We start from the raw sequence: 25811 nt of genomic DNA, 5'->3' as shown, positions 1-25811 counted from the left end.
ATGAAACAGACGATGAGTCTTTAAGGAGGTATATATCATGAAGGATTTTAATGAACTTAATGAGATGGATGAAATGAATGAGAATGAAAATAACAAAAAAGCAGAAAAGAAAAACCAGAAAAAGAAAATGATGAAGAAAGGTTTAAGCATCAGCCTTTGTGCAGTGCTTGCAGGAGGACTTGCAGCAGGCTCTTATCACGGATTTAATTATCTGAACAACTGGAATACAGCAAGCAATGTACAGGCTGCAGAGAGTGGCGATACACTTACTCTTCTGAAAGCTAAGAAGTCAAACTCCGATGATTCTGACAAAAAAGATACAGCATCTGCAGGAAGTGTGGATGTATCTGCAATTGTAGAGCAGGCAATGCCTTCTGTAGTATCCATCAGTACCAAGTCTGTACAGGAGGTGCAGGATTATTACGGGATCTTCAGTCAGTACGGATATGCACCACAGGAGAGAGAGGTTGAAGGCAGCGGCTCCGGTATTATTATCGGGAAGAACGATACAGAGCTTCTGATCGCAACCAACTATCATGTAGTGGAGGGCGCAGATACATTATCCGTTGGTTTTGTTGATAACAATGCTTATGAAGCAAAAGTAAAAGGATATGATAAGGCAAATGACCTGGCAGTTGTATCCGTATCATTGGATGATATTTCCGATGATACCATGGATGCAATCTCTGTTGCAACCATCGGAAGCTCTGATGATCTGAAGGTTGGCGAACAGGTAATTGCTATTGGTAATGCACTTGGTTATGGACAGTCTGTTACAACTGGTATTGTCAGTGCAAAGAACCGCAGAGCAAATTCCGATTATTCCCAGCAGACGGTTCAGAGTGATGATGAAGATAACCAGAGCGGCATCAATCTGATCCAGACAGATGCAGCAATCAACCCTGGTAACAGTGGCGGTGCTCTTCTTAACATGAAGGGTGAGGTTGTTGGTATCAATTCCGCAAAGCTGGCATCTACTGAGGTTGAAGGTATCGGTTATGCAATTGCGATCTCTGATGTTACAGATGATATTGAGAATCTGATGAATTCAAAGACAAGAGATAAAGTAGAGGGAAGCCATGGCGTACTTGGTATCATTGGACGTACAGTTAGTGATGAAGCAAGCCAGTATTATGGTATTCCGGAAGGCGTTTATGTTGCAGAAGTAACGGAAGGCGGTGCTGCAGAGGCTGCTGGTATTAAGGAACAGAACATTATCACAAAGTTTGATGGCAAGACTGTTACTTCTATTGAAGATCTGGTAGATATGCTTGAGTATTACGAGCCAGAAGAACAGGTAGAGGTTACGATCGCAACACTTAGTAAGGGCGGTTACAAAGAGAGTACAGTAGAAGTTACTCTTGGCTCCAGTGAGGACCAGGATCAGAATAATGAGGACCAGGACAGCGATGTACAGAACAGTGATGATCAGGGCGATGATGTCCAGGGCGGCGATAACCTGTTTGATGATTTTGAACAGGGAGGCAGAAGCGGACTTCAGTTCGGTGATGGCGTGAACTAAGACTTTCTGAATTGAAAAGAATATGAAGCAGGTAAAGCACCTGGTATAAAATACCGCATCGGTTTCGGGAAAGGAAGCCGGTGCGGTATTTTTGTTGCCAGGCATCCGTAAGAAGCTGCCGGTGGCAGGTTCTGTAGGTGCAGAAGCGCATCAAATAAATGAATTGCTGTTTGTGGAAGAGTATAATATAATCGTATGATACGGAAATGGGAAGGGAGAACATTTGATGACAGATAAAATAGCATTGGTTTTTGATATTGATGATACATTATACCGCCAGATCGATTTGCTTCAGTCAGCCTGTGAAGAAGCAATGGGCGGTAAAAAGCTGCCGGATCCGGAACTGTTTTATCAGACTTTTGGGAAAAGAAGCTACGAAATGTTCCTGGAAAGTTCGGCTGGAAGAATGGAACTTCACCAGTCAAGGATATGCCGCATTATGAAAACAATGGAAGACCTGCAGATTCCTTTTACAGAAGAAATGGCAGAAGATTTTCAGCGCAGATACAAAGAAAAACAGCAGAACCTGAAGCTTTCACCGGCATTGGCGGAAATATTGGAAAGATGTAAATCTGCAGGGATACGGATGGGTGTGATCTCCAATGGTCCAGATCAGCATCAAAAGGATAAATGTCATATTATGGGATTGGAACAGTGGATTCCAATGGAACATGTGCTGGTTTCAGAAGGAGTTGGATGCGCCAAGCCTGAAAGTGAAATCTTCCGGATGGCAGAACAGCGGCTGGGGATTACTGATGAGACTGTTTATATGATCGGAGATTCCATCGCCAATGATATGACAGGAGCAATGAATGCAGGATGGAAAACCATCTGGGTGAATTACCACGGGTATAAGCTCCCAGAAGGGGCAAAGAGACCGGATTATCAGGTGGAAACACAGGAAGAATTACGGGATGTGATCCTAGGATTGGGGGATCTGCGGCCTTTTTAGCGTTTAATTATTATATAAAAATAAACATGTCTGCTTAAGCAGCAATCAGCAGCGCCTGGTATGTTTCTCCAAGGAAAAATTTGTTTCTTTTGGGTTAAGAAATCATACCAGGCGCTTTTGCTTTGTAAAGGCATGGTAAAATGTGCGGCAAAACATTGGAAACCATATTGTTTTACAAAAATTACAGTGCTATACTCCATCCCGTAAGCGAGAAAGCCTGACGGGCCCGGGACTTTTTTCTGCTGAGAATAAAAAAGACTTGATTTGATATTAAAATTCCATTTACTGGAGAGGAGTTATTATGAAGAAAAAATTAGTTGCAGGTCTTATCCTTGCCCTGAGTGCAGTAACCGTATGTCCGGCAGCAGCATTTGCTTCCACAGATCATTATACAGATAGTAGTGTAGTAGGAAAGGATAATGGCTGGGCTGAGTGGTCATCCAGCTGGGAAACAACCGCAGCAGATTTTACAAAAGTTTCCCTTACACCTGGAGCAGATGATACAGAATTAAATTTTGCATGGTACAGTGAAAAGACAGACAGCCAGGCAACACCTGTGGTACATTTCGGAACAGACAAAGATAATCTGGAAACCTTTGAAGGAACCAGCGGAGACGTAGATCAGGATCTGACAGGTGACAAGGCTTATGAATATAATCATGTAACAGTTACCGGCCTTGAACCAAACACTACTTACTATTATACAGTTGAGAAAAATGGTGAGCAGACAGAAGTAACAGAGTATACCACAAAGGGAACAGACAGCGTAAAGATCCTGTATGTAGGAGATCCCCAGGTTGGTGCTTCCAAAGGACAGACTCAGGACGGAGCAGAGTTATCCGCTGAGGATGGAGCAGCTAATACAGCGGCAAAGAACGATGGCTTTGCATGGTCACGTACACTGGATACAGCACTTGCAGAAAATCCGGATCTGAACTTTGTGATCTCTGCAGGCGACCAGGTAAATAAAACAGGAAAACCAAAGGAAGAAGAGTATGCATCTTATTTAAGCGCAGAAGCACTTACTTCCCTTCCGGTTGCAACTACCATTGGAAACCATGATTCCCTGAATGCAGATTATGCTTATCATTTCAATAATCCGAATAACACAGAGAATGGTAAAACAGCAGCTGGCGGAGATTATTATTACAGCTATGGCCAAGGCCTGTTTATCGTACTGAATACAAATAATTATAATGTGGCAGAGCATCAGAAGACTATTGAAGAGGCAGTAGCTGCTTATCCAGATGCAGCATGGCGTATAGTTACCATCCATCAGGATATTTACGGTTCAGGCCTGGATCATTCTGACACAGATGGCATGATCCTTCGTACACAGCTTACCCCTGTATTTGACAGCAATGATATTGATGTGGTACTTCAGGGACATGACCATACTTACAGCCGCTCCAAAATGCTTTACGGTGATGGACAGACCCATGGAAAATATGAGTTTCGTCTGAATGAGGATGGTTCTGATTATGACTGGGATCATGCAACAAACGTAGATACCGAGGAACAGATCACACTGGCTCCGGAAGATGGAGATACAGACGCACAGGCTGCACTGGATGCCTTCAAACAGGATAATAACTGCTACACCATTGAGGATGTAGAAGGCAATACAGTAACAGATCCTCAGGGAATCCTTTACATGACAGCAAATTCTGCATCCGGATCTAAATATTATGAACTGGTTCCCACACAGCAGGATTACATTGCAGCACGCAGCCAGAACTGGCTTCCAAGCTACTCCGTGATCACAATGACCGCAGATCAGTTTTCCATTGACACATATCAGATTACCGATGATGGAAAAGCAGAAGCGATAGATGATACCTTTACCATTGAAAAAACGAAATGAGTAAATTAAGATCTGCCGGGCTGTTTCAAAAGAAAAAAGCAGCCCGGTATCTTATAGGATTTGTACTTGTCTGTCTGTTCGCTGTGTTTGTGATCCGTCTGAATCAGGTGGAGAAAACAGAGTTGGTAGTCCGTACAGGGCAGACATTTGAAAAAGCAGAAGTAGTGAAGATCCTTCAGGACAATCTGGAAGACAACGGAACCCGTGTAGGAGAGCAAAAAGTGCGGGTGCGTATGCTTACCGGTGTGCGAAAAGGAGAAGAATTAGATATTACCAGCAGCTCCGGGTATTTGTTCGGCGCAGCCTGCAGTCCGGGAATGAAAGTGATCGTTATGCAAAGTATTGCAGGCGATTCAACGGTGGCAAGTGTATATTCCCAGGACAGGGAATGGGTGATCTATATTTTTGCCGCTTTATATCTTCTTGCTCTTTGCATTATAGGAGGATGGCAGGGAATCAAAGGGTGTCTGGGACTGCTCTTTACCTTTTTTTGCGTGATCTTTGTATATCTTCCGCTGGTATACTTGAATTATTCTCCATTCTGGTGTGGGGTATTTATTTGTTTTATCACCACTCTTGTGACCATGTACCTGATCGGTGGGGCTTCGAGAAAGACTATAGCGGCCACACTGGGAACCTTGGTGGGAGTTATGACGGCTGGTGTGGCAGCCTGGTGTTTCAGTAAAGCTTCCGGGATCACCGGATATAATGTATCAGATATCGAGACTTTAATGACTTTATGGAATACCAATGGGATTCAGGTGGGAGGACTGTTGTTTTCAGGACTTCTGATCTCCTGTCTTGGGGCAGTGATGGATGTGTCTATGTCTATTTGCAGTGCCATTGATGAGATTTACAGACAGAATCCTGTGCTTACCAGAAAAGAATTGTTTAAGGCCGGGATGCGTGTAGGCCGTGACATGATGGGAACAGACAGCAATACGCTGATCCTTGCTTTTGCCGGAAGCAGTGTGAGCATGCTCCTTCTGGATTATGCATACGCTCTGCCTTATCAGCAGATCATTAATTCAAATAATATAGGAATTGCCATTATGCAGGGACTGGCAGGTAGTTTTGGAATCGTTCTTTGCGTGCCGCTGACTGTGCTGATCTGTGCATTCCTTTTCCATAAAAAAGAGACTGTGTCATAGCCATTTCAGGCTGTGCCACGGTCTCTTTTTCTAAAAAACATATCACAATTCTACATATGTAAGCTCATGTCCCATGGCAGGAATGATCTTTTCCAGCATGTCATTGGTGCTGATCCGAAGGCTGGAGGTGTTGATGCAGGGATGACAGCCGATATATGGTTCTTTTACCACATCTCGGTCGATGAGAAGACGTACTTTGCGGTCTTTATCATTCATCAGCCCCAAGATACTTACAGAGCCTGGAGTAATGTCCAGAAATTCTTCCATATAATTTTCTTTTGCAAAAGAAAGTCTTGCAGACCCGATCTGGGAAGACAGATCTTTTGTTTTAAATTTCTTATCCCCAGGGATCAGAAGCAGGTAAAAGTCTGTCTCCTGGCGGTTGCAGAGAAACAGATTCTTGCAGATCATAGCTCCCAGTAGCTGATCGACTTCCTGGCAGGCCTCAATGGTCATCAGGGCTTCATGGTCAATCCGCTGATATTTGATCCCAAGTGAATCAAGAAAATCATAAACCCGGATTTCCTTTGCAAGACGCCCCTGGCAGTCGGTGGGTCTTCCTTCAAATAATTCCATATCAGTATCTCCTTGCAGTAAATTCATAATCAGAACCACCAGGCCTGGCAGCACTGTCTGACGAACATTGTATCATGGTAAAGCGATAAAATCCAGAGGGTAAGTAATATTAGGGAAGGATGATCCTGATCCTGGTGCCAAGTTCTGTACGGGAAAGGATTTCAAAACGTCCATTATGCCGGTCAATGATCCACCTGGCGATAGAAAGCCCAAGCCCTGTGCCCTGATAGCTGCGGGCTTCGTCAGAACGGTAAAAACGCTCGAACATATGGGAAACATCTTTGGGAGACATACCGATCCCAGAATCCTGTACTTCCAGATAAGGCTTTCCCTCATCAGTCTGCCCGGTACGAAGAAGGATCTCAGCTCCTTCAGGGGTATATTTGGCACTGTTATCAACAAGAATACGCACAGCTTGTTTTAGAAGGGCAGGGTCAGCTTGTACCTGGCACACCGAATCCCCAGGCCGGAAACGATATAAGTGATTTTCGTCAATCATCAGGGATTCTTCATATATTTCATTCATCAGATCATTAAGGGAAACCAGTTCCAAAGAAAGCTGTGTTTTTCCGCTGTCACCTCTTGCAAGGAAAAGAAGCTGATCTACCAGATGCTTCATATGATCAGATTCATTTTGGATAGCAGTGATAGACTCATCCAGAACTTTTTCATCATCTTTGCCCCAACGGGAAAGCATATTGGCATAGCCTTGAATCACTGCAATAGGGGTTCGCAGCTCATGGGAAGCGTCGTTGACAAAACGGGCCTGCTGTCTTTGAGAATCCCGCATACGCAGAAGCAGGTTGTTCATTGCCGCTTCGATCCCCTGAAGATCGGAATCACCAAAAGAAAGCAATTCAGCCTCTTCCGGATGAAGGTGGGAAATAGCATCTTCGATCTGCTGGTATTTGTCACCGGAAAGAGCCATACGGCTCAGCTCATCTGCTTTCAGGGCAATTTCATTAATGGGAGCCAGAATCCGACGGATTTTTTTGCTTTCTTTTGCATATGAAAAACATATAAACAGAAGCTGTAGTAAAAACAGGATACCTGTTGTGATACACAGCACAATGATCAGATCCGCAAGGGGAACCTTCAGCAGGATCTTTTCTTTTTGATCGGATACAATGTAAACAAGATCCCGAAACCAATGCGTACTTCCAGATGGAATATGGAAATAACGGTTGTACGACAGGATGAATTTACCAAAGGTGTGGTATTCCAGACTGGCCAGCCAGCCAACAAGCAGAAGCACAAAAAGAAGAAAATCAAAGCCTGTATACATGGAGATCTTCTTCCGAATCAATGACCTGTGCAGCTTCCTTGCAATGGAGGTCATACGTTTGGTCTGAGTATTATTTTTCTGCATTTTTCACTCTTCCGATTTGATCACATAGCCTACGCCCCGGACGGTCTGGATCATTTTGACCTGGAAAACCTGATCGATCTTGGAACGGAGAAAACGGATATATACGTCTACAACATTGGTTTCGCCTACATAATCATATCCGCAAACACGCTCCAGGAGAACATCCCGGGTCAGTACAATATCCTGGTTTTCCAGAAGAACCTTCAGCATCTGGAATTCCCTGTTGGTAAGGCTGATCTGGTGGTTGTCATAAGTAACCTGGTGCTTCTTTTCATTTAGGGTAAGGTGTCCCCAGCGAAGAAGACCGTCTTCTGCCTCTGGCACAGTTCCTTTGTTAAAATTCCTGTGCAGCTTTATGGCTACGCGGATCCTTGCCAGTAATTCTTCGATAGCAAATGGCTTGGTAATGTAATCTACAGCACCTGCATCAAGCCCGGCTACCTTGTCCATGACTGCGTCACGGGCAGTGAGCAGGATCACAGGCGTAGGATGATCCTGCAGAAGCCGCCTTAAAACCTCCAGACCATTCAGGCCTGGAAGCATGATATCCAGAAGGATAAGGTCAAAATCCCCTGCCACAGCCATGGCAAGGGCTTCTCTTCCGTTGGATGATTTGCTGACCTGGTAGCCTTCGTGGAGCAGTTCAAGCTCCACAAATCTGGCCAGTTTTTCTTCGTCTTCTACAATTAGAATATGTTCATTCATGATTAGAATTTACCTGCTTTCAAATTCGCTTTTTACTTTTCCGGCAAATTCGCTGGCTTTGTCCATAGCTTTGTTTGCCGGGGAAAGGTCATCCTTTCCTGAGAAAGAATATCGGCAGTCAAAGAACAAGGCGATGACCACTGCCGGAAGTACTATTTTCCATGCAAACAGCAGAGCCAGGATCAGTACCCAGGCGGGTATGCGGATCAGTTCTTTGTCATGACGATTCACACAGAAACTGTTTTCTTTGCTCATGCGGAACAGCACCTTGCATATCTTTGCCAGCTTGGTAAGAAGCCCCTCAGAAGATTCTTTTTCCTGTTCTTCTACCTTTTCCTTAACCGATACATACTGGGGAGTTTCCTGGGAGGCAGAGGATGCGGTTTCCTGTTCAGGAGGCTCTGCCTTCCCATGCTTTTCAAGATATACCATAGCATCCAGAAGATCCCAGTTACTTGCTTCCAGGGCTTCTTTTGCTTCTTCATAGCTGACATTTGCTCTTTCTCTTAACTTATCTACTTTTTCTAACTGGTCCATATTTTCCTTTTCCTTTCAATCAAAGTTTTGTATCAGTTGACTGTTATAATCTACCAGTGGTTCCTTAAAGTGACTTTGAAGAAAGATTAAAATAAGATTAAAAATAAAGTGGCTGCATTTAATAATACAATACACCAAAAGCAAAAGTAATACAAAGAAAATCGTGGGAGATGTGGCAGAAAATCGTAAGCAGGGTGGCGGGAAAATACAAGATTAAAAACTGACAAAAATTACAGATGAAAAAAAATAAAATTGGTGAATCTGAAATTGATATAGGTGTTATAATACGATTGTAACAAAGGAAAGCTACTTAATAAAACCTCCCTGGAAGATCGGGGTGAAGGCTATTGAGCAAATCAGATTTTTGGAGGAAAAGATAAATGAATACTTTAAAAGCTGAAAAAAGAAGCATGGATGTCAAAGCCAAAAAATTAAGAAGAGAAGGATTTGTTACCGGTAATATCTTTGGAAGAGAAATAAAAGAATCCATTCCCGTCAAGATCGTTAAGAAGGATCTGGATAAGCTGCTGAAAACAAGCAGTAAGGGCAGCCAGATCATGTTGGATGTGGACGGTACAAAGTATGATGTACTGATTAAGGACGTGGAATTTAACCCGTTAAAAGGACAGGTAGATGAGATCGATTTCCAGGCTCTGGTAAGCAATGAAAAAGTACATTCTGTTGCAGAGGTTGTTCTTCTGAACCATGATAAAGTAACAGATGGAGTGGTACAGCTTTTGCTGGAAGAGATTGCTTATAAGGCTTTGCCGGCTGCACTGGTGGAGAAGATCGAGGTAGATGTTGGAGATATGCATATAGGTGACAGCATCAAAGTTAAGGATCTGCCAATTGCACAGGATAAGGATGTAGATCTGCGTACAGATCTGAATGCTACTGTAGTTGTGGTTTCCGAGGTACACAATGTTGTTCCTGAAGAAGAGCCGAAGGAAGAAGAGGCTGCCGAATAAAGAGCCGTTGTTTATGTATGAATGTTGTTGTAAAAAGACCGTCGCTGCCAGGTACAGCGGCGGTCTTTTTACGTAAATGAATTTAAGTATCTGATCAGTCAACCAGGCGCTCTTCTTTCAGGTAATCCGTTATGCGGGTGAGCGCAGTACCGATGAGAGTGGCTTTCTTGCCATATTTACCCTTACTGATAGTGAAGTCTGCATTTTTAAAGGTGGTAAGAGAGTATACGCTGTCTTTGATGGAATCCAGATCTTCATCTGTAAGGTATGGGGTCAGCAGACCGCCGATGATCACATCACCACCGATGACCATCCGTACATCATCGATCATAAGTGCCAGATCTTGCAGGTATCGCTGCCAGATTGGCAGGTATTTGATATTTTTGTCCCGAACCTTCTGAAAGAATAAAGGCAGGCTCAGACCGGATTTTCGGATCAGGGTATTAGCAGAACAATAGCTTTCTGCACAGCCACACTTCCCACAGTAGCAGGGAATACCATTGGGGTACAGTGTAAGATGCTCCATAACACCGCTGCTCAGATGTCTGGATCTCATGATCTGACCATTGACGATCACCGCACAGCCCAGGTTGGCATTCAGGGAAAGGTAGATAGCATTCATATCCGGAGCACTGTGCCAGCTCTCAGCGATCCCAGCTGCTTCTGCATCATGGATCAGAGACACCGGATATTGAAAGTGCTGTGCAAAATCAGTCCTTACAAAAGTACTGCTAGACAACAGGGTGCCGAAAGAAATATGTTCCTGATCTGCATCAACCACACCCTGAATGGCAATTGTAATGCCCAGGATCTGTTCAGGCCTGCAGCTTAGTGAAGCAATAAAATGATTCACCCAGGAACTGAAGGTTTCAAAATAAAGAGGGTCATTTGTAAAAACCAGGTCAAGGCTGGATTCGGCGATGATCTCCCCTGCCAGATTGACTGCAGCCACATTCAGCATGTTGGCGAGAAGCTCTACAGAAATAGTGATTCTGGAATTATAGTTAAATTTATATAACTGTGCCGGTCTGCCGCCGGTTGCAGCTCTGTGGGAACTGCAGTGGATCTTATCCTGCTCCAGCAGATATCCCAGATTCTGTGAAATTGTAGGCAATGAAAATCTCAACTCTTTGGCAATCATTTGCTTGGTGATGCCGTTATTCTCATAAATCATCCGATATACCATATCGCAATTCAATTGCTTCAATTCTGAAGTTGTAATCCCCATAATACATCTCCTGTGAAAGATCTTGATTTTGTTATAATTATAACAAATATATTTACAAAAGTGAATAGGGAAAATAAGAAAATATAGCTAAATAAGGTGAAAAAGAAGAAGGAATCATATAAATAATCGTAAATAAATGTAAAACTCATGTAAAAAAGCGAAAAAGAAATCTGTGAAAGGCTGAAAATGAGAGAAAAGTGATGTATAAAACCTTATAACCGTGGCTTGAAAAGAGATATATAAAGCATTTTGTAAAAATAACTGCTTTGAGAATACATAAAACAAAAAGAAATATGGTAAATATGCACAAATAGAATCGGCAATTCGATGATTGACAGTAAATAAATACAATGATATCATCAAATATATCAAGAAACATTTATAAAATATATTTATAAAACAAAGGAGGAGCATTCATGAAACGTAATGTATTGAGAGGGACTTTAGTAGCAGCGTTAATCGGCACATCTGTTCTGGCAGTTCCAGCTTCAGCAGAGGAGGCTAAGAGCGAAGAGGCAAAAAGCTATGAGATCGGTATGACAGTAGCGGATCTGACCAATCCAATTTGGGCAGAGGTTTGTGACGAGGTACAGAAGAAGGGTGAAGAAATGGGAAGTACCTTTACCGTTGTTGCAGCTAATAATGATCCATCTACGCAGGTTGCACAGATCGAGGATTTCATTCAGCAGAAAAAGGATGCCATTATCGTTTCTGCAATTGATATCAATTCTGTAGAAAGTGCTATCAAAGATGCCCAGGATGCAGGAATCATGGTTATGTGTTACGGCGTGCATACCAACACATATGATGTATCCTATACAAATGATAATGCAGGTGCAGGACAGTTGATCGGTGAGCAGGCAGCTCAGTTTATTAATGATAATTATGACGGAAAAGCACAGGTTGGTCTTCTTACTTTCTATGAGAACCAGGAATGTAAAGATCGTGGAGAGGCAATGAAAAAAGCCCTGGCAGAGAATGCTCCAGATGCAGAACTTGTTGTTGAGGATTCCTGTGTAGTTGCAGATAAGGCAATGACCATCGTAGAGAACTGGCTGCAAACATATCCGGATATGAAAGTGATCATGTCCATCGGTGATGGCGGCGGTATTGGTGCTAACCAGGCAGTAAAAGCAGCCGGCAAGCAGGAAGGATTTGGTATTTTTGCAGTTGACGGTACTATCGAAGCCCTTCAGCTGATGGCAAACGGCGACCCCATCAAAGCGGAAGTTGCATTTGGCGCAGGCTGGCAGCTTGGAGATGGTATCGTAGAAGTTATCCTTGATTCTCTGAATAATGGAATCACAGAAAAAGATCAGGTAACACCAAATGAGCTGGTAACTGTTGATACTATGGAAGACTGGCTGAAAGAATGGAAATATGAAGATCAGATAGATCTGAGTAAACTCAGCAAGTAAACATGTGTATGCAGGGCACCTGTACAGGCAGAAGAGGCAACAACGGTGAATATCGTGCAAAGGAAGCCTCAGGCAGGTCCCTGCATAATTTAAGACAACAGGCAGTAACGATTCAGCAGGCAGTATCTCACAAGGGTACTGGACAGTTACAACGAGCAAAAGATATTCAAGAGGTTGGCATATGGAAAGTACGAAAAATATATTGGAATTTAAAAATATCACAAAGAAATACGCAGGTGTTGTGGCACTTGATAATGTCAGTCTTGCGTTCCGTGCAGGAGAAGTCCATGCGCTGGCCGGTGAGAACGGAGCCGGGAAATCCACATTGATTAAATCTACCACAGGTGCTGTGATTCCTACATCCGGAACGATTCTGATAGATGGAAAAGAATATACTAATAATTTGACACCTGCTATTGCAAAGGAGCAGGGAGTTGCTGTTATTTACCAGGAATTCAATCTGGTAAACGACATATCTATTGCGGAAAATGTCTTCCTTGGAAGTCCGATCCGCACACACGGAATGATTGATATGAAAGCTATGGTGAGTGAAAGCCAGAAAATATTTGAACAGCTTGGAATAAATATTGATGTGACGGCGAATGTAAGAACACTGACAACAGGCTATCAGCAGCTGGTAGAGATTGCAAAGGCTTTGTCCCATAAGGTTAAGATCCTGGTAATGGACGAACCGTCTGCTTCTCTTACTACCAATGAAGTGGAGATCATGTTTAAGATCATTAAAAAGCTGAAAGCCTCAGGTGTTACCATTATATATATTTCCCACAGGTTGGATGAAATCTTTGAGATTACAGACAGGGTATCAATCCTGAGGGACGGAAAAATGATCAAAACAGTAAACACCTGTGATACCAACCGTCAGGAACTGATTTCCATGATGGTAGGAAGAGAGCTGACGGAGCAGTATCCAAAGTTGGACAAGCAGGAACAGACGGAAGTTGTGATGGACGTACAGCATCTGAAAGGACCAGGTGTAAAGGATGTATCTTTTCAGCTTCGTAAAGGTGAAATCCTGGGATTTGGCGGCCTGGTAGGAGCCGGAAGGACTGAGTCTGTGCAGCTGGTCTGCGGGATCACAGGAAAAACCGGCGGTACCATCACTTACAAAGGAAAAGAGTTAAAGGTTAAAAATCCAAAGGATGCCATTGAGCAGGGAATCGCTCTTGCACCTGAGGACAGAAAGAAGCAGGGTCTGATGCTTCATATGTCTGTGGGGGAGAATATATATTTCCCCAGTCTGCTTCAGATCTCGAAACATGATGTGATCGATTATACAAAAGCAAAAAATATTGTTGGTGAATACATTAAAGCACTGGCAATCAAAACACCTTCCGACAGACAGATCTGTAAAAACTTGTCTGGTGGAAATCAACAAAAGGTGGTTATTGCCAAGTGGCTGGCAAAGAATCCGGATGTGATCATACTGGATGAGCCTACCCGTGGTATTGACGTAGGGGCAAAGCAGGAAATATATGGGATCATGAATGAACTAATACAGGCAGGGAAATCCATTATCATGATTTCTTCTGATATGGAGGAACTTCTGGGAATGTCCGACAGGATCGTAGTATTCTGCGAAGGTCGTGTAACAGGGGAACTGTCAAAAGCAGAATTCTGTCAGGAGGCGGTAATGTCCCTGGCATCCCAGGGTTAGGACAGAATAATATTTTCAGATGATTCCTTTAAATAGAATTTTATAAAGAAAAGGGCATAAAAGATGAATAAGAAAAATGTAAAATCATGGATGAACCAAAATATTATTGTATTTGCATTTGTGGCGCTGTTTATTGTATTCAGTATTTTGTCACCGGCATTTCTGAACCTGAATAATCTTCTAAATATCACCAGGCAGATTTCCTTTCGTGGAATTGCGGCAGTTGGAATGATGATGATCATCCTTACCGGTGGGATTGATTTGTCCATTGGTTCCACTATTGAACTTGTAAATGTACTCTGTCCAACCATGATGGTAAAAATGGGTGTGCATCCGATCTTGGCAATCTTGATCAGTCTACTTATGTCTGCAGTAGTTGGTTTTTGTAATGGCTTCCTGATCACAAAGTATAATATCCCGCCGATGATCGCAACAATGGCTTTTATGAATATCCTTTATGGCGCTGCATATCTGATCTCCGGTGGTCAGCCAGTATTTGGCTTCAGTGATGGATTTGCACTTATGGGACAGGGGTATATTGGAATGCTTCCTATTCCTACGCTGATCATGATTCTGATGTTTGTACTTGGTGCCTTTATTTTAAAGAAAACCGTTTTCGGGCGTAGCTTGTATGCTATTGGCGGAAATGAAGAGGCTGTAAGACTTTCCGGAATCAATGTTGATAAAGTAAAGATCATGGCCTATATTATGAGCTCTGTGTTTGCCTGTGTAGCCGGACTTCTTATGCTTTCCCGTCTGATGTCCGGAACACCGAATACAGGCCGTGGCTTCGAGTTCGAGGTAATTACAGCTGTTGTATTAGGTGGTGTATCTGTAAGCGGTGGTGCCGGAAGATTGTTTTCAGTGGTATTTGGCGTATTGATTATCGGTATCCTGAATAACGGACTTACACTTTTGGGATTGGATACTTACTGGCAGTATGTAATGAACGGTGTTGTACTGATCCTTGCAGTTGGTATGGATTATGCTTCCAGAAAACATGCTGCTTCTGTTGTGGAAAAAGAATGAAACCATAATACGGGAAGGTGGTCAATGTGAAGAGAATCATAAAAGTAGAAACAAAAGAACCTGTGATCCTTCAGTGCACAGATCTGGTATTCTCCCAGAAACCTTATTGGTGTAATGCAACCAGAGTTCCTTTAAAGATGAGCATTCTTCATCAGAGAGCATTTTTTGAATATGATGATAAGCCCGCGCCCCAGCCTTGTATCCTGTGGATCACAGGCGGTGGATGGACAGAGGTAGACCAGAATGTATGGCTTCCGGAGTTGTCTTACTATGCAAAGAAAGGCTATGTGGTGGCAAGTGTTTCCTACAGCCTTCCGGCAACCTGGTTTTTCCCGGAAATGCTGATGGATGTGAAGCAGGCGATTCGGTACCTGCGAGCCCATGCCTGTGAGTGGAATATCGATCCTGACAGGATTGCAGTGATGGGAGAGTCGGCAGGAGGACATCTGGCTTCACTTGTGGCAGCCACCGGAGATCGTAAGGAATTTGAAAAAGGTGAATACCTGGATGAAAGTTCGGCAGTGCAGTCAGCAGTGATCTTCTACGGAGCTGTGGATATGATGAATTTTGAGGGCAGGGAAAGCCTGGATTCTTATGATGAAAAAGAGCAGTTTTTGTTACGAGGGAAACTGGAACCGCAGTCACTGGCAGCAGGAGTGAATCACCTGCGCCATGAAAAGACAATCGGTGAGAAGATGGATCCAAGATTTTACATTACCGAGGAAACGCCTCCATTTCTCCTGCTTCATGGAACAAAAGATACACAGGTTCCAGTATTTCACAGTGATATTCTGTATGAAAAACTTGAAAAGGAAGGTGTTCCCACAGAATTTGTACTGATTGATGGGGTAGACCATGCAGATGCAGCATTTTCACAGACTGAAGTAAAGGATCTGATCCTGGATTATTTACATAGAACATTAAAGTAATGGGAGGTATTAGGACATGCGAGGAGCATATTTTTTAGGAGCGGACAAAGAAAAAAAGTTTGAAGTCCGTGATATGGAATTTAAAGAATTGGAGCCACATCAGGTAATGATACAGAATATGGCAGCAGGAATCTGCGGAACAGATGTACATATTTATCATGGAGAAAAGGGCTCAGCAGATGTAACTCCTCCGGTTGTATTGGGACATGAGTATTCTGGTGTGGTTACTGCGGTAGGATCTGAGGTAACAGAAGTGTCAGTAGGGGATCATGTAACCCTGGATCCTAATATGTACTGTGGGAAATGTCGCCCATGCCGCATGGGAAAAAAGCAGAATTGCGAGCATTTATTTGCTCTTGGAGTGAATGTAAATGGTGGTTTTGCAGAGTATTCTGTAGCACCAGAGAATCAATGTTACAAATTAAATAAAGATGTTCCTTTTGATGTGGCTGCCATGGCTGAACCTCTGGCCTGTGCGATCCATGGGATTGACAGGACAGATATTATTCCAGGACAGACAGTACTGGTAATCGGTGGTGGTGCTATCGGTCAGCTTATGATCCAGCTGGCCAAATTAAAAGGCGCATCTACCGTAATCCTTAGTGAGCCAATTGAGATGAGACGTAAGATTGGTCTTAGTGTAGGGGCAGATGCAGCTGTTGATCCTATCCATGAAGATCTGGCCCAGGCGATTTTTCAGATCACAGGCAATGAAGGAACAGATTGTGTCATCGAGTGTGTGGGGAATCCAAAGATCGCACAGCAGGCCATCGAAATGGCAGGTGCAGGCGGTACTGTAGTGCTGTTCAGCGTACCGCCAGTAGAAGGAACGGCACCTCTTCCATTATTTGATGTTTATAAAAAAGAGCTTACTGTGCGTGGTTCTATTATCAATCCGGATACTCACCAGAGAGCAGTAAATCTGATCAACAGTGGACGGCTGGAGATTGAAAAATTAATCACTCATCATTATGATCTGGAGCATCTGGAAGACGCTATTCTTATGCAGATGTCCAGTGAATCTATCAAAGTGGTGATACATCCACAGGATTAATTTTAGGTGAAAACGGTCGGAGATTTCCGGCCGTTTCAATTATTAGAAAGTAAGGCGCATCTGGTGCCATACAGCATTTCCGTGTACAGATTTTTCGGAGATGCCTTCGTCTGTAAAACCAAACTTGGAGTAATAAGATACCAGACGGTCTTTGCAGGTGAGAACAAGGCCTTTTCGGTGCTGCTTCCGGGCGGTGTCAATGGCATATTGAATCAGCTGTCCTGCATAACCTTGGCAACGATAGGAGGGAAGGGTATTAACCCCAAAGATCATCTGCCAGGCACCCTGAGGGTTATGCAGAGAGGCTTTTTCATACATTTCATCATATAGATCCGGTTCATCTGTAACAAAGCCATCAACAAAGGCGATCAATTTTTCATGATCGAACATCAGCCAGAAATGATCACCGTAATAATGGAGTCTATCAGCAAATTCTTCTTTGGTTGCTGCTTCGGCAGCAGGAAAACACTGAGCTTCTACTTCTGAAATTTGTTCAAGATCGTTGAATGTGGCAGTTCTTATATTCATGTTGTACAATCTCCTTTTTAAATCTTCTTAAAAAACTAACGAATGGTTAATGGAAAAATCCCTTTCAACTATATACACTGATTGTAAGCAATATCATAGTCTGTGTAAAGATAAAAGGGAGGGGATTTTTTATGATTATGAAAAGAAATTTAACCAGATGGAAAAAATACATTTTGGTATTTGTAATTGCAATCTTTATGTTGCTTTGCTTTGGGCAGCAGCGAGTACAGGCGGCGATCATCAGGGAGAATACCCAGGACGGATTTAAGCTTAGTGGGACAGGAACCATGGATGTGCAAAGTGGAAATTCATTTCGGTATTATCTTGGATATCAGGTTCCGTCAGAGGAGTCCATGGATTACAGAGTAGATGTGACTATGACTTTCCCCAATACTGAACTGACTCCTGGCCGGGTAAGCGTATGGCTGGGTGACAACAGCACATATTTATATCCAAATGGCAGCAATGTACTCCAGGGTTCTGGTACTTTTAATGAATCGGATGAACTGGAATTTATGGAAATATTTACATATTACGATAGCTATATTTCTGAGTCGTATGTGGATTTCAACATTACAGTTAATGTTCGGGAAAATCGGAAAAATGCGGACATAACTATTTATCCGCCTGAAAAAAGTTATGATAAAACTACAGGAACATTTCTGGTAACAGTGGATGATCCATATATATTAGATCCGCTGAAGGACACATCCAAATATTCTGTAAGCATTTCAGATTCATCAGTTGGAAAGGTTACAGGAATTACTCCAGGATCTGGTGATAGTGTTGATGTAAACGTTTATTTTTATAAAGCCGGTTCAGCAGAGCTTATTTTTAAATATGGCAATCAAACCCGGAAGGTTTCCTTTACTGTGTCAAAAACAGTTATTACAGTTGCCAAATCCATTTCCCTTAAGGTAGGGGACACAACAATGTTTTCCAGTTACGTTTTCAAAACAGGTGGCGGAAGCATTACGATCAAAAAAGTAAAATCCAGCAATAAAAAGATCGTTGATGCAGCCGGCGGATTTATTATAGCAAAGAAACCCGGAACTGCGAAGGTAAGCGCTCTGGTAAATGGCAAGCGAAGGACGATTACTGTGATCGTAGGTAAAAAGTCTGCACCAAAGCCCACTTTGAAACAACTGCAGGTGAAGGTGACAGGTTATAAATATTATCCAACCTCCGGTAAAACCTATTACAGGACTAAATTTACCAACAAATCCAAATCTACCATCACCAAAGTGAAGCTTAAGTTTACCATGACCATCAACGAAACAATGACCCGTACCAAGACGTTCAAAGTAAATATAAAGCCTGGAAAGACAAAAACTATGACTCTCAATATAGGAAAACTAATAGCAGATCCATCGAATATCAAGGTGAAATGCCTGAGAATTTGGTATAAGTGATAGTTTTATCTCAGTAAAGAAGTCTGACTCTGTGTAAATACATAGGTAATACTGCCTAAAAACAGAACAGGCATTTTGGCAAAAAACGCTTTTGAAATCAAAATGAAATAGTTTTATAATGAAAATAAAGATGAGCAGCGCAATGGTGCAGGAAAGCAACATATGCCGCTGCTCATTTTATAAAAATTATTTCAGGAGGAATCGTATATGCATGAGTATGAAATCTTTATTGAGGAAATCAATCCTTGTGGAGGAGAGCAGTATAGTAAAAAAACTCTGATCGAGGCAGAAGCAGATAGTCCGGAAGCCTATGTAAAAGAAAATGGAAGATATCCAATTCTGGAATCCACATGTAATGAGAGTGGGGATATTGTAATAGTGACAGGAGATAATCATGGTTCTTTTGTACGTTATACTTTTACGGAATAAATGTGCCAATCAGTAAGGAGAGAATTTTGTGAAATATGAAATTGGAGATCTTGTCAGCAAGCCTGTTACAGGTATATGCAAAATAGATAATATTTTATATTTGAATCCACAGGACGAAAAAAATAACAAATTGTATTATCTGATGAAGCCGGTAGAAGATGAAAAAGAAAAAATATATGTTCCTGTCTCAAACTCAGATGCAAGATTGAGATTGTGTCTGACAAAAGAAGAAGCCAGAATGCATACCAGCTATGTGAAATGTCAGAAATCTCTACGAAAATCCAGAGGCAGGGAACCAGTAATATCAGTTGGCGGATAGCTGCACTGATCATATTAATACAAGCAATGACAGCATTAGAGGAACTGCCATTGTGTACAGTAAAGGTCGGATTGGCCTTTCTGCCAGTTTGTTTCTGGAATTCATAAGGCCTCCTTATGGCATTACAAAAAAAATGTAAGAAAAATTTTGTTTGACTTTTTGAAAAACAGGAAATATAATTACACCAAACGAGTAGCGAGTAAGCGTAAATCCAGTTTACTAGCTGCTCGTTTTTTGTTAAAATATAATATTTGCCATGAAAAAGTGTGTAGCCTTTTAGCGTAAGTCCAGCTTATATGACAAGGTGCACACTTTTTTTGTGCCAAAAAGAGAGGAGCTAAAATAAAATGGCGGAAAGCAATAAAATGAAGGAGATGCCAGTGAGTAAGCTGATGATCCAAATGGGAATCCCGATGATCTTATCCATGGCATTGCAGGCGGTTTATAACATTGTAGACAGTGCATTTGTGGGAAATATGAGAGTAGGTAGTGAAGCGGCATTAAATGCATTAACATTGGTATTTCCGGTTCAAATGCTTATGGTTGCGGTGGGAGTTGGAACCGGTGTAGGAACCAATGCACTTCTTGCAAGGACACTTGGACAGGAAAACAGTAAAAAAGCAGCAAAGGTAGCAGGAAACAGCCTGTTTCTGGGAGTGATCATTTATGTGCTCTGCTTATTGTTTGGTATCTTTGGTGTGAGAGTATATATTTCATCACAAACAGTTGATGCAGAAGTACTTGAGATGGGAGTTAGTTATCTGAGAATATGCTGTGTGATTTCTTTTGGAATTGTTTTCTTTTCATTATTTGAAAAGTTATTACAGGCAACAGGGCGTTCTTTTTATTCTACAATCGGACAGATTGTTGGTGCGTTAGTAAATATTATTCTTGATCCGATCATGATCTATGGTATTGGACCTTGCCCTGAAATGGGAGTAAAAGGTGCTGCTTACGCGACTGTAATTGGGCAGGTAGCATCCGCAGTATTACTGCTTATTTTTCATATCAAACTGAATAAGGAATTCCAGCATGGGGTGAAATATATGAAGCCAGATGCCAAGGTTATAAAAGAAATCTATGCAATCGGACTTCCGGCAATTATTGCACAGGCGTTGATGTCTATTATGGTTTATGTGATGAATCTGATACTGAAATTTAATCCGTCTGCGCAGACAGCTTATGGATTGTTCTATAAAGTTCAGCAGTTTGTTCTGTTTCTTGCTTTTGGTTTACGAGATGCGATCACACCGATCATTGCATTTGCTTATGGAATGCGGAGCAAGAAGAGAATTCAGGATGGAATCAAATATGGGCTTATCTATACCATTGTATTAATGATTCTGGGAATTGCAATCACAGAGATCTTCCCTGGAGCGTTTGCAACATTGTTTAATGCGGGACAGTCAAGAGACTTTTTTATCAGCGCGATGAGAGTGATCTCTGTCAGTTTTCTGTTTTCCGGAATTAATGTTGCTTATCAGGGCATTTATCAGGCGTTGAATGGCGGCTTGGAATCATTGGTTATTTCTTTGTTAAGACAGCTTATTATCATTCTGCCGCTGGCTGGAATCTTTTCACTGTTTGTCAGAAATGGTCAGGCAGGAGTTGCATTAATCTGGTGGGCATTTCCGATTACAGAGGTGATCTCATGCCTGGTGGGATATGTATTTTTAAAGAAAATCAGGAAAAATAAAGTGGATATTTTGAATTAAGGGGGAGTCTGAGATGACAAAAAGAATCATTACGATCAGCAGAGAATTTGGAAGCGGCGGACGTTTTATCGGTGAAGAGGTAGCAAAGAAACTGGGTATTGCCTATTATGATAAAAATGTTATTAATGAGATTGCAGAAAAATCTGGCTTATCACCGGAATATATTCAGGAAAATGCTGAGTTATCTCCGAAGAAAGGACTATTTGCGTATGCATTTGCCGGGCGTGACATTACAGGAAAATCAGTAGAGGATATGGTATACGAGGCACAGAGAAAGGTTATTCTTGATTTGGCTCAGAAGGAGTCCTGTGTGATTATTGGAAGAAATGCAGATTATATTCTGAAAGACCGGGACGATGTACTGAATGTGTTTATTCATGGGAATATGCCGAAAAAAATACAGCGCATTATTCGCTTATATAATGTAGGGGAGAAGGAAGCAGTCAAAATGATGGCAGACACAGATAAGCGACGTATGACAAATTATAACTTTTATACAGAGCAGAAATGGGGAAAAGCCAGCAATTATACGCTATGCCTGAACAGTTCCCAGCTTGGTTATGACAGATGTGAGAAAATAATTATAGAATGTAATAAACTTCCAATGACAAAATAATATTAAAGAAAGCGTGTTGAGACATTTTTAAATTTTGAGAAAAGATAGTTAATCCTGGAAACTGACTTATACAAATGTGAATGGATATCTGATTTCCAATCGCACCTATAAATCGGGCGAGCAGATAGAACAACTTGGCAAGTATGGATTTTCAAGCAGAGATTATTTGAAAAATCATAGAAATTCACTGTATCAGATAATGTTCCTGCAAGATAGTGTTGGTGAATTTCCTGAAATATCTCCCAGCTTCGGTTCATGCTGGATAAAGCATTTGGATATGGTTATAAGAAGATCGGATTCATTCTGGACAGGGGATATTTCAGCTGTGAGAACATAAAATATGACTTGGGGAAACATCAGAATCAGACCCTATGAAATACATACAGTCAACGCATCACCGAAAGTTGGACTTACTTGATTCGGCTTAAATTTCGGCTGTCATGAAACAGGCTTCAGATATTTGGTTTTCCGAAATTACACAGCAAGAAGACTAGCATGTTAAACTATAGAAAATGCCAAAGGAGAAAATGCCAAAGGAGGAAATGCCAAAGGAGGAAATGCCAAAGGAGGAAATGCCTTATGAGAAGAAACCAACTTCTGGCTGGTATAATGACAGCGATGGCAGCAGTGATGCCAGTCGTCAACGTATATGTTGATACCGCAGCAGCCAGCGAAATCCTTACTTCAGATGAATACATGCAAAATGAAACCAATATTAACAAAACTACAGTATTACAAAATTCAGTAAAAATGACAGACATGCTCTCAGCGGAAGCTTTCGGTAAAAACATCATGTTCAGTCCGACAAGTTTGAACTTTGCACTCGGCATGATTGCAGAAGGTGCGAAAGGAGAGACAAAAGAAATTTTGGATGATTACCTGGGAACCAATGATTTTGCCACCTATGCAAAGGAGTATCTGGACAAAATTAAGGCATATAATACTGAAGATGAGAGTTACGGATATCAGTCAAAAGTAAAGATAGCAGATGCGATTTGGTTGGATAATGGGTTAACACTTCAGGAGAAATTCAAGAATACGGTATCGGATAGTTTTGGGGCAGAAGTGGAAGCTGTGGATTTTTCTGCCGCGGAGAAAACATGTGATGTCATCAATTCCTGGTGTGACAAAAATACAGAAGGGCTGATCCCGAAGATCATTACGCCGGATCTGATCAATGACAATACGGGACTGTGCCTGACCAATTCCCTGTATTTTGAGTCCGGATGGAGTGGGGAACCTTGGAATGTTTCTGATACAGAAGAAAGTTTTGGAAAAAAAGAAAAAACAAAATACATGACCTGTACAGGAGACAGGTATTATGAAAATGACAAGGCTACTGCTTTTGGCAGGGATTATGCCAACGGGCTAAGTTTCATAGGCATCCTGCCAAATGATGAAGGTGATTTCAACCTTGAGGATCTGGATATTGGCGGACTTCTGAAATCCAATCCAGAATATGATGAAGTTGATTGCAAGATGCCAAAACTTAACTTTGAGACGAGCACTGTTCTAAACGATATGCTCTCAAGCATGGGGCTGGACAATCTATTTTCCAGCAATTCTGATCTCTCCGGTATTGTAGACCAAAATGTAAATGTGGATACGATACTGCAGAAAACAAAACTGGAGTTGGATGAAAACGGCACGAAGGCAGCAGCAGTGACGGCAGTTACCATGGAATGTATGTCTGCTGCGGTGGAAAATGAACCGATTATCAAAACCGTGGAGCTTACTCGCCCATTTGCATTTCTGATCTATGACAGAAACAATGATGAAATTCTGTTCATTGGAAAAGTAATATCTATTTCCTGATACAGGCAAATATTCGATCAAGACTCTGGCCGCCCTTTCGTGGGATTTGACGCCCGGGTGCATATGGACCCCGACAGTATCTGCGGTGGTATTGGGCAGATTCCATCTTCTTCCATTAATCTTAGGCTGTCAGTGAGAACCTTCTGGCTGATACCTTTCAAATCTTTTTTTTGGACAGAATACAGAGAAAATCCAATGGGGCTTACAGAGAAAGCACCAAGATTTTCCTGGAAAATAGAATCGACAATCGATACAGATGCGCCGGAAATCACAGAAGGAAATGTTATTGTTAAAGATTTTGACAAAGCAGTATTAACAGCACAGGAGAATGAACCTGTTCGTATCACAGAGAAAATTGTGGGTAAAGAGTTGATTGTGACATCAAAAGGTGAAAAGTTTATCTCAGTCGAGAAGACTCCCACCTCTTTCAGGTGGTGAGTAACAGCAAGTTAGTCTTAGTGGGAGTCCAATCTCCGACTGAGATAAACGCTCCGCGAGGATGCACAGTGATTCTGCAAAGAATATGTCAGCTTACGCTGAGCAGAATCACGCGCCAAGTCTCGCGGCTGCTCGACTTGAATGACTTCGGACAGATTGTGACTGGCGTTGTAGAGGTTCATGTGAAAGGCGAGAAAGGACAGAAGATTGTGCTCCGTCATGCAGAGGTACTGGACAAAGATGGAAACTTCTATCCGGAGACACTTCGTCAGGCAAAATCAATCGATACATTTATCTGTAATGGAGAAGAACAGGTTTTTCGACCGCATTTTACATTCCATGGATTCCGTTATATCAGCGTAGAAGGAATGGAAGAATTTACAGCAGATCAGTTTTTCGCCTGTGTGATACATTCTGATATGGAAAAGACAGGTGATTTCCCCTGTTCTAATATAAAAGTAAATAAACTGCAAAGTAATATTATATGGAGTCAGAGAGATAACTTCCTTATTTTTCATGGCTTGTAGCGATAACAAATTCTTCATAAAAATTAGCACTCACTTCTTGATAATGGAAGTCGATTTTTGTCCTGTCTTGTGTATCTTAGAAGTGCCTGTTTTATAGGCTTTCCGGTGCATCAGTCATTATGCCTGGTATTGTAAAGCAGTGTCAGATTTGTCGTAAATGTCGTAAATTTGTGGTCAAAAATGATGAGAAATGGAGAGTGCTAATAAAATGAACGCAGGCAGCGAAGCAACTGCGTTCATGAGCAAGTAGCGAAAGCGGATTGCGAATGTCCTATTTATATAAGGTATACGAATGTAAATGGATATCTGATTCCGAATCTCACCTATAAATCCGGTGAGCAGATGGAGCAACTTGGCAAGTATGGTTTTCTTCGCAGAGATTATCTGAAAAACCATCGAAATTCAACCTATCAGGTGATGCTTTTACAGGATACAATTGGAGAACATCTTCTGGAAGTAGATAAGGCAGCCAGAGAACGGGAAGAAGTGATCCTGAAACAGTTGGAAGAAAAAGAACCATTACTGGATAAAGAGAAAGATCAGATGGCATGGGTAAGAGCTGCTAATCAGCACAGAGCGATTGCGGAAGAGATTATTCTCAAGGAATTGATTTATGTTTAAATGAAGGTGATGAGGTCGTGAATTGCGACCTCATTATTGTATGAAAAATAGCAGTAGGCAGGATGAGAAAAATAGGATAAAATGGGAACATGGATTTTGGGAACTCATAAGAAATGATTGTGCGATAAAGTAACTTGAAATGCCAGTTTGGCATTTCGAGTTATAGAGGAGATGGAATGGCGGATCAGAAAGCAAAAGAAATGGAACCAGTGGAAACACAAATAGTTGAAATCATGCCACCGGACATTGAAAATCTGATTTATGTAGTAAGAAACAAACAAGTCATGGTGGATAGTGATCTGTCAATGCTTTATCAAGTAGAAACAAAAGCTTTAACATAATATATAGCAAGAATTCTCCTTCCTCTACAGGTGGGAGATGAATTGCATAAAAGCAAAAAGAACACTTGTTCTT

General features: G+C 41.8%; 26 protein-coding genes and 1 pseudogene. 21 read left to right on the top strand and 6 right to left on the bottom strand.

The features are described from left to right. Positions 1-37: 37 nt before the first annotated feature. The 4 genes from OCV61_RS12810 to OCV61_RS12795 all read left to right on the top strand — a co-directional run bounded on the left by OCV61_RS12810 (position 38) and on the right by OCV61_RS12795 (position 5489). On the top strand, positions 38-1522 hold the full coding sequence (locus OCV61_RS12810) for a S1C family serine protease (protein WP_262582962.1): 1485 nt from the start codon (positions 38-40) through the stop codon (positions 1520-1522). 226 nt (positions 1523-1748) lie between these two features. Further along, positions 1749-2474: an HAD family hydrolase gene (locus tag OCV61_RS12805; RefSeq protein ID WP_158422115.1), complete on the top strand. Its 726-nt coding sequence runs from the start codon at positions 1749-1751 to the stop codon at positions 2472-2474. Positions 2475-2775: 301 nt separating this feature from the next. After that, on the top strand, positions 2776-4338 hold the full coding sequence (locus OCV61_RS12800; RefSeq protein WP_158422114.1) for a purple acid phosphatase family protein: 1563 nt from the start codon (positions 2776-2778) through the stop codon (positions 4336-4338). Further along, entirely contained in the window at positions 4335-5489 is a 1155-nt protein-coding gene (locus OCV61_RS12795; RefSeq protein WP_158422113.1) for a YibE/F family protein, read from the top strand. Before OCV61_RS12800 ends, OCV61_RS12795 begins: the two co-directional genes overlap by 4 nt. Positions 5490-5531: 42 nt before the next feature. Here the strand turns inward: OCV61_RS12795 and OCV61_RS12790 are convergent, their stop codons facing one another. From OCV61_RS12790 to OCV61_RS12775, 4 genes are all read right to left on the bottom strand, one after another. Further along, positions 5532-6065, bottom strand: a complete 534-nt coding sequence (locus OCV61_RS12790; RefSeq protein WP_158422112.1) for a prolyl-tRNA synthetase associated domain-containing protein — start codon at positions 6063-6065, stop codon at positions 5532-5534. Positions 6066-6174: 109 nt separating this feature from the next. Continuing rightward, a complete protein-coding gene (locus OCV61_RS12785; RefSeq protein WP_158422111.1) occupies positions 6175-7434 on the bottom strand; it encodes a sensor histidine kinase in 1260 nt (419 codons plus the stop codon). Between the two features lie 3 nt (positions 7435-7437). Then, positions 7438-8139 carry a response regulator transcription factor gene (locus tag OCV61_RS12780; RefSeq protein WP_158422110.1) on the bottom strand — a complete coding sequence of 234 codons (702 nt, stop codon included), beginning with the start codon at positions 8137-8139 and terminating at the stop codon, positions 7438-7440. A gap of 9 nt (positions 8140-8148) precedes the next feature. After that, on the bottom strand, positions 8149-8676 hold the full coding sequence (locus OCV61_RS12775) for a UBA domain-containing protein (protein ID WP_158422109.1): 528 nt from the start codon (positions 8674-8676) through the stop codon (positions 8149-8151). Positions 8677-9056: 380 nt separating this feature from the next. On the opposite strand from OCV61_RS12775, the gene OCV61_RS12770 reads away from it, so the two are divergent. Next, on the top strand, positions 9057-9644 hold the full coding sequence (locus tag OCV61_RS12770) for a 50S ribosomal protein L25 (protein ID WP_158422108.1): 588 nt from the start codon (positions 9057-9059) through the stop codon (positions 9642-9644). Between the two features lie 94 nt (positions 9645-9738). Here OCV61_RS12770 and OCV61_RS12765 read toward each other — a convergent pair whose 3' ends face one another. Continuing rightward, complete coding sequence (locus OCV61_RS12765; RefSeq protein ID WP_158422107.1) at positions 9739-10872, bottom strand: ROK family protein; 1134 nt, start codon at positions 10870-10872, stop codon at positions 9739-9741. A gap of 416 nt (positions 10873-11288) precedes the next feature. Between OCV61_RS12765 and OCV61_RS12760 the strand changes: the two genes are divergently transcribed. The 5 genes from OCV61_RS12760 (at position 11289) to OCV61_RS12740 (ending at position 16977) form a co-directional block, all read left to right on the top strand. After that, positions 11289-12290 (top strand): sugar ABC transporter substrate-binding protein, encoded by a 1002-nt coding sequence (locus tag OCV61_RS12760; protein ID WP_158422106.1) that lies wholly within the window; start codon positions 11289-11291, stop codon positions 12288-12290. A 181-nt stretch (positions 12291-12471) separates the two neighbouring features. Then, positions 12472-13965: a sugar ABC transporter ATP-binding protein gene (locus OCV61_RS12755; protein WP_158422105.1), complete on the top strand. Its 1494-nt coding sequence runs from the start codon at positions 12472-12474 to the stop codon at positions 13963-13965. Between the two features lie 63 nt (positions 13966-14028). After that, positions 14029-14994, top strand: coding sequence for an ABC transporter permease (locus OCV61_RS12750; RefSeq protein ID WP_262582958.1), 966 nt, complete (start codon positions 14029-14031; stop codon positions 14992-14994). Positions 14995-15020: 26 nt separating this feature from the next. Further along, the gene (locus OCV61_RS12745) at positions 15021-15923 is read left to right on the top strand and encodes an alpha/beta hydrolase (RefSeq protein ID WP_158422104.1); all 903 of its coding nucleotides are present in this window, start codon (positions 15021-15023) and stop codon (positions 15921-15923) included. Between the two features lie 16 nt (positions 15924-15939). After that, on the top strand, positions 15940-16977 hold the full coding sequence (locus OCV61_RS12740; protein WP_158422103.1) for a zinc-dependent alcohol dehydrogenase family protein: 1038 nt from the start codon (positions 15940-15942) through the stop codon (positions 16975-16977). A gap of 42 nt (positions 16978-17019) precedes the next feature. On the opposite strand, the gene OCV61_RS12735 is transcribed toward OCV61_RS12740, so the two are convergent. Continuing rightward, positions 17020-17505 (bottom strand): GNAT family N-acetyltransferase, encoded by a 486-nt coding sequence (locus OCV61_RS12735; RefSeq protein ID WP_158422102.1) that lies wholly within the window; start codon positions 17503-17505, stop codon positions 17020-17022. Positions 17506-17636: 131 nt separating this feature from the next. Here OCV61_RS12735 and OCV61_RS12730 point away from each other — a divergent pair, with 131 nt between their 5' ends. From OCV61_RS12730 to OCV61_RS12680, 11 genes and pseudogenes are all read left to right on the top strand, one after another. Further along, positions 17637-18917: a hypothetical protein gene (locus OCV61_RS12730; protein WP_158422101.1), complete on the top strand. Its 1281-nt coding sequence runs from the start codon at positions 17637-17639 to the stop codon at positions 18915-18917. Between the two features lie 207 nt (positions 18918-19124). Continuing rightward, positions 19125-19346 carry a hypothetical protein gene (locus OCV61_RS12725; RefSeq protein ID WP_158422100.1) on the top strand — a complete coding sequence of 74 codons (222 nt, stop codon included), beginning with the start codon at positions 19125-19127 and terminating at the stop codon, positions 19344-19346. A gap of 28 nt (positions 19347-19374) precedes the next feature. Then, complete coding sequence (locus OCV61_RS12720; RefSeq protein ID WP_158422099.1) at positions 19375-19665, top strand: CarD family transcriptional regulator; 291 nt, start codon at positions 19375-19377, stop codon at positions 19663-19665. Between the two features lie 347 nt (positions 19666-20012). Continuing rightward, complete coding sequence (locus OCV61_RS12715; RefSeq protein ID WP_158422098.1) at positions 20013-21380, top strand: MATE family efflux transporter; 1368 nt, start codon at positions 20013-20015, stop codon at positions 21378-21380. 13 nt (positions 21381-21393) lie between these two features. After that, positions 21394-21996, top strand: coding sequence for a cytidylate kinase-like family protein (locus OCV61_RS12710; protein ID WP_158422097.1), 603 nt, complete (start codon positions 21394-21396; stop codon positions 21994-21996). Between the two features lie 61 nt (positions 21997-22057). Further along, positions 22058-22222, top strand: a pseudogene (locus tag OCV61_RS18830) (TnpV protein); the annotation flags it as partial. A 353-nt stretch (positions 22223-22575) separates the two neighbouring features. Next, positions 22576-23811, top strand: coding sequence for a serpin family protein (locus OCV61_RS12700; RefSeq protein WP_158422096.1), 1236 nt, complete (start codon positions 22576-22578; stop codon positions 23809-23811). A 195-nt stretch (positions 23812-24006) separates the two neighbouring features. Next, on the top strand, positions 24007-24249 hold the full coding sequence (locus OCV61_RS12695) for a hypothetical protein (RefSeq protein ID WP_158422095.1): 243 nt from the start codon (positions 24007-24009) through the stop codon (positions 24247-24249). Positions 24250-24386: 137 nt separating this feature from the next. Next, positions 24387-24776, top strand: a complete 390-nt coding sequence (locus tag OCV61_RS12690; RefSeq protein ID WP_262582953.1) for a family 78 glycoside hydrolase catalytic domain — start codon at positions 24387-24389, stop codon at positions 24774-24776. A 273-nt stretch (positions 24777-25049) separates the two neighbouring features. Next, positions 25050-25397, top strand: a complete 348-nt coding sequence (locus OCV61_RS12685) for a TnpV protein (protein WP_158422094.1) — start codon at positions 25050-25052, stop codon at positions 25395-25397. Between the two features lie 176 nt (positions 25398-25573). Further along, positions 25574-25738: an ORF6N domain-containing protein gene (locus OCV61_RS12680; RefSeq protein ID WP_317258464.1), complete on the top strand. Its 165-nt coding sequence runs from the start codon at positions 25574-25576 to the stop codon at positions 25736-25738. Positions 25739-25811: the final 73 nt, after the last annotated feature.

The organism is Blautia ammoniilytica (genome assembly GCF_025566965.1).
Lineage (GTDB): Bacteria > Bacillota > Clostridia > Lachnospirales > Lachnospiraceae > Blautia_A > Blautia_A ammoniilytica.
Note: the sequence above shows the minus strand (reverse complement) of the source record. Positions and strands in the feature narration are given on the sequence as shown.

Coding starts and splice junctions, on each gene's coding strand:
- OCV61_RS12810 (WP_262582962.1), top strand. CDS start 38: ATGAAGGATTTTAATGAACTTAATGAGATGGATGAAATGAATGAGAAT.
- OCV61_RS12805 (WP_158422115.1), top strand. CDS start 1,749: ATGACAGATAAAATAGCATTGGTTTTTGATATTGATGATACATTATAC.
- OCV61_RS12800 (WP_158422114.1), top strand. CDS start 2,776: ATGAAGAAAAAATTAGTTGCAGGTCTTATCCTTGCCCTGAGTGCAGTA.
- OCV61_RS12795 (WP_158422113.1), top strand. CDS start 4,335: ATGAGTAAATTAAGATCTGCCGGGCTGTTTCAAAAGAAAAAAGCAGCC.
- OCV61_RS12790 (WP_158422112.1), bottom strand. CDS start 6,065: ATGGAATTATTTGAAGGAAGACCCACCGACTGCCAGGGGCGTCTTGCA.
- OCV61_RS12785 (WP_158422111.1), bottom strand. CDS start 7,434: ATGCAGAAAAATAATACTCAGACCAAACGTATGACCTCCATTGCAAGG.
- OCV61_RS12780 (WP_158422110.1), bottom strand. CDS start 8,139: ATGAATGAACATATTCTAATTGTAGAAGACGAAGAAAAACTGGCCAGA.
- OCV61_RS12775 (WP_158422109.1), bottom strand. CDS start 8,676: ATGGACCAGTTAGAAAAAGTAGATAAGTTAAGAGAAAGAGCAAATGTC.
- OCV61_RS12770 (WP_158422108.1), top strand. CDS start 9,057: ATGAATACTTTAAAAGCTGAAAAAAGAAGCATGGATGTCAAAGCCAAA.
- OCV61_RS12765 (WP_158422107.1), bottom strand. CDS start 10,872: ATGGGGATTACAACTTCAGAATTGAAGCAATTGAATTGCGATATGGTA.
- OCV61_RS12760 (WP_158422106.1), top strand. CDS start 11,289: ATGAAACGTAATGTATTGAGAGGGACTTTAGTAGCAGCGTTAATCGGC.
- OCV61_RS12755 (WP_158422105.1), top strand. CDS start 12,472: ATGGAAAGTACGAAAAATATATTGGAATTTAAAAATATCACAAAGAAA.
- OCV61_RS12750 (WP_262582958.1), top strand. CDS start 14,029: ATGAATAAGAAAAATGTAAAATCATGGATGAACCAAAATATTATTGTA.
- OCV61_RS12740 (WP_158422103.1), top strand. CDS start 15,940: ATGCGAGGAGCATATTTTTTAGGAGCGGACAAAGAAAAAAAGTTTGAA.
- OCV61_RS12735 (WP_158422102.1), bottom strand. CDS start 17,505: ATGAATATAAGAACTGCCACATTCAACGATCTTGAACAAATTTCAGAA.
- OCV61_RS12730 (WP_158422101.1), top strand. CDS start 17,637: ATGATTATGAAAAGAAATTTAACCAGATGGAAAAAATACATTTTGGTA.
- OCV61_RS12725 (WP_158422100.1), top strand. CDS start 19,125: ATGCATGAGTATGAAATCTTTATTGAGGAAATCAATCCTTGTGGAGGA.
- OCV61_RS12715 (WP_158422098.1), top strand. CDS start 20,013: ATGGCGGAAAGCAATAAAATGAAGGAGATGCCAGTGAGTAAGCTGATG.
- OCV61_RS12710 (WP_158422097.1), top strand. CDS start 21,394: ATGACAAAAAGAATCATTACGATCAGCAGAGAATTTGGAAGCGGCGGA.
- OCV61_RS12700 (WP_158422096.1), top strand. CDS start 22,576: ATGAGAAGAAACCAACTTCTGGCTGGTATAATGACAGCGATGGCAGCA.
- OCV61_RS12695 (WP_158422095.1), top strand. CDS start 24,007: ATGGGGCTTACAGAGAAAGCACCAAGATTTTCCTGGAAAATAGAATCG.
- OCV61_RS12680 (WP_317258464.1), top strand. CDS start 25,574: ATGGCGGATCAGAAAGCAAAAGAAATGGAACCAGTGGAAACACAAATA.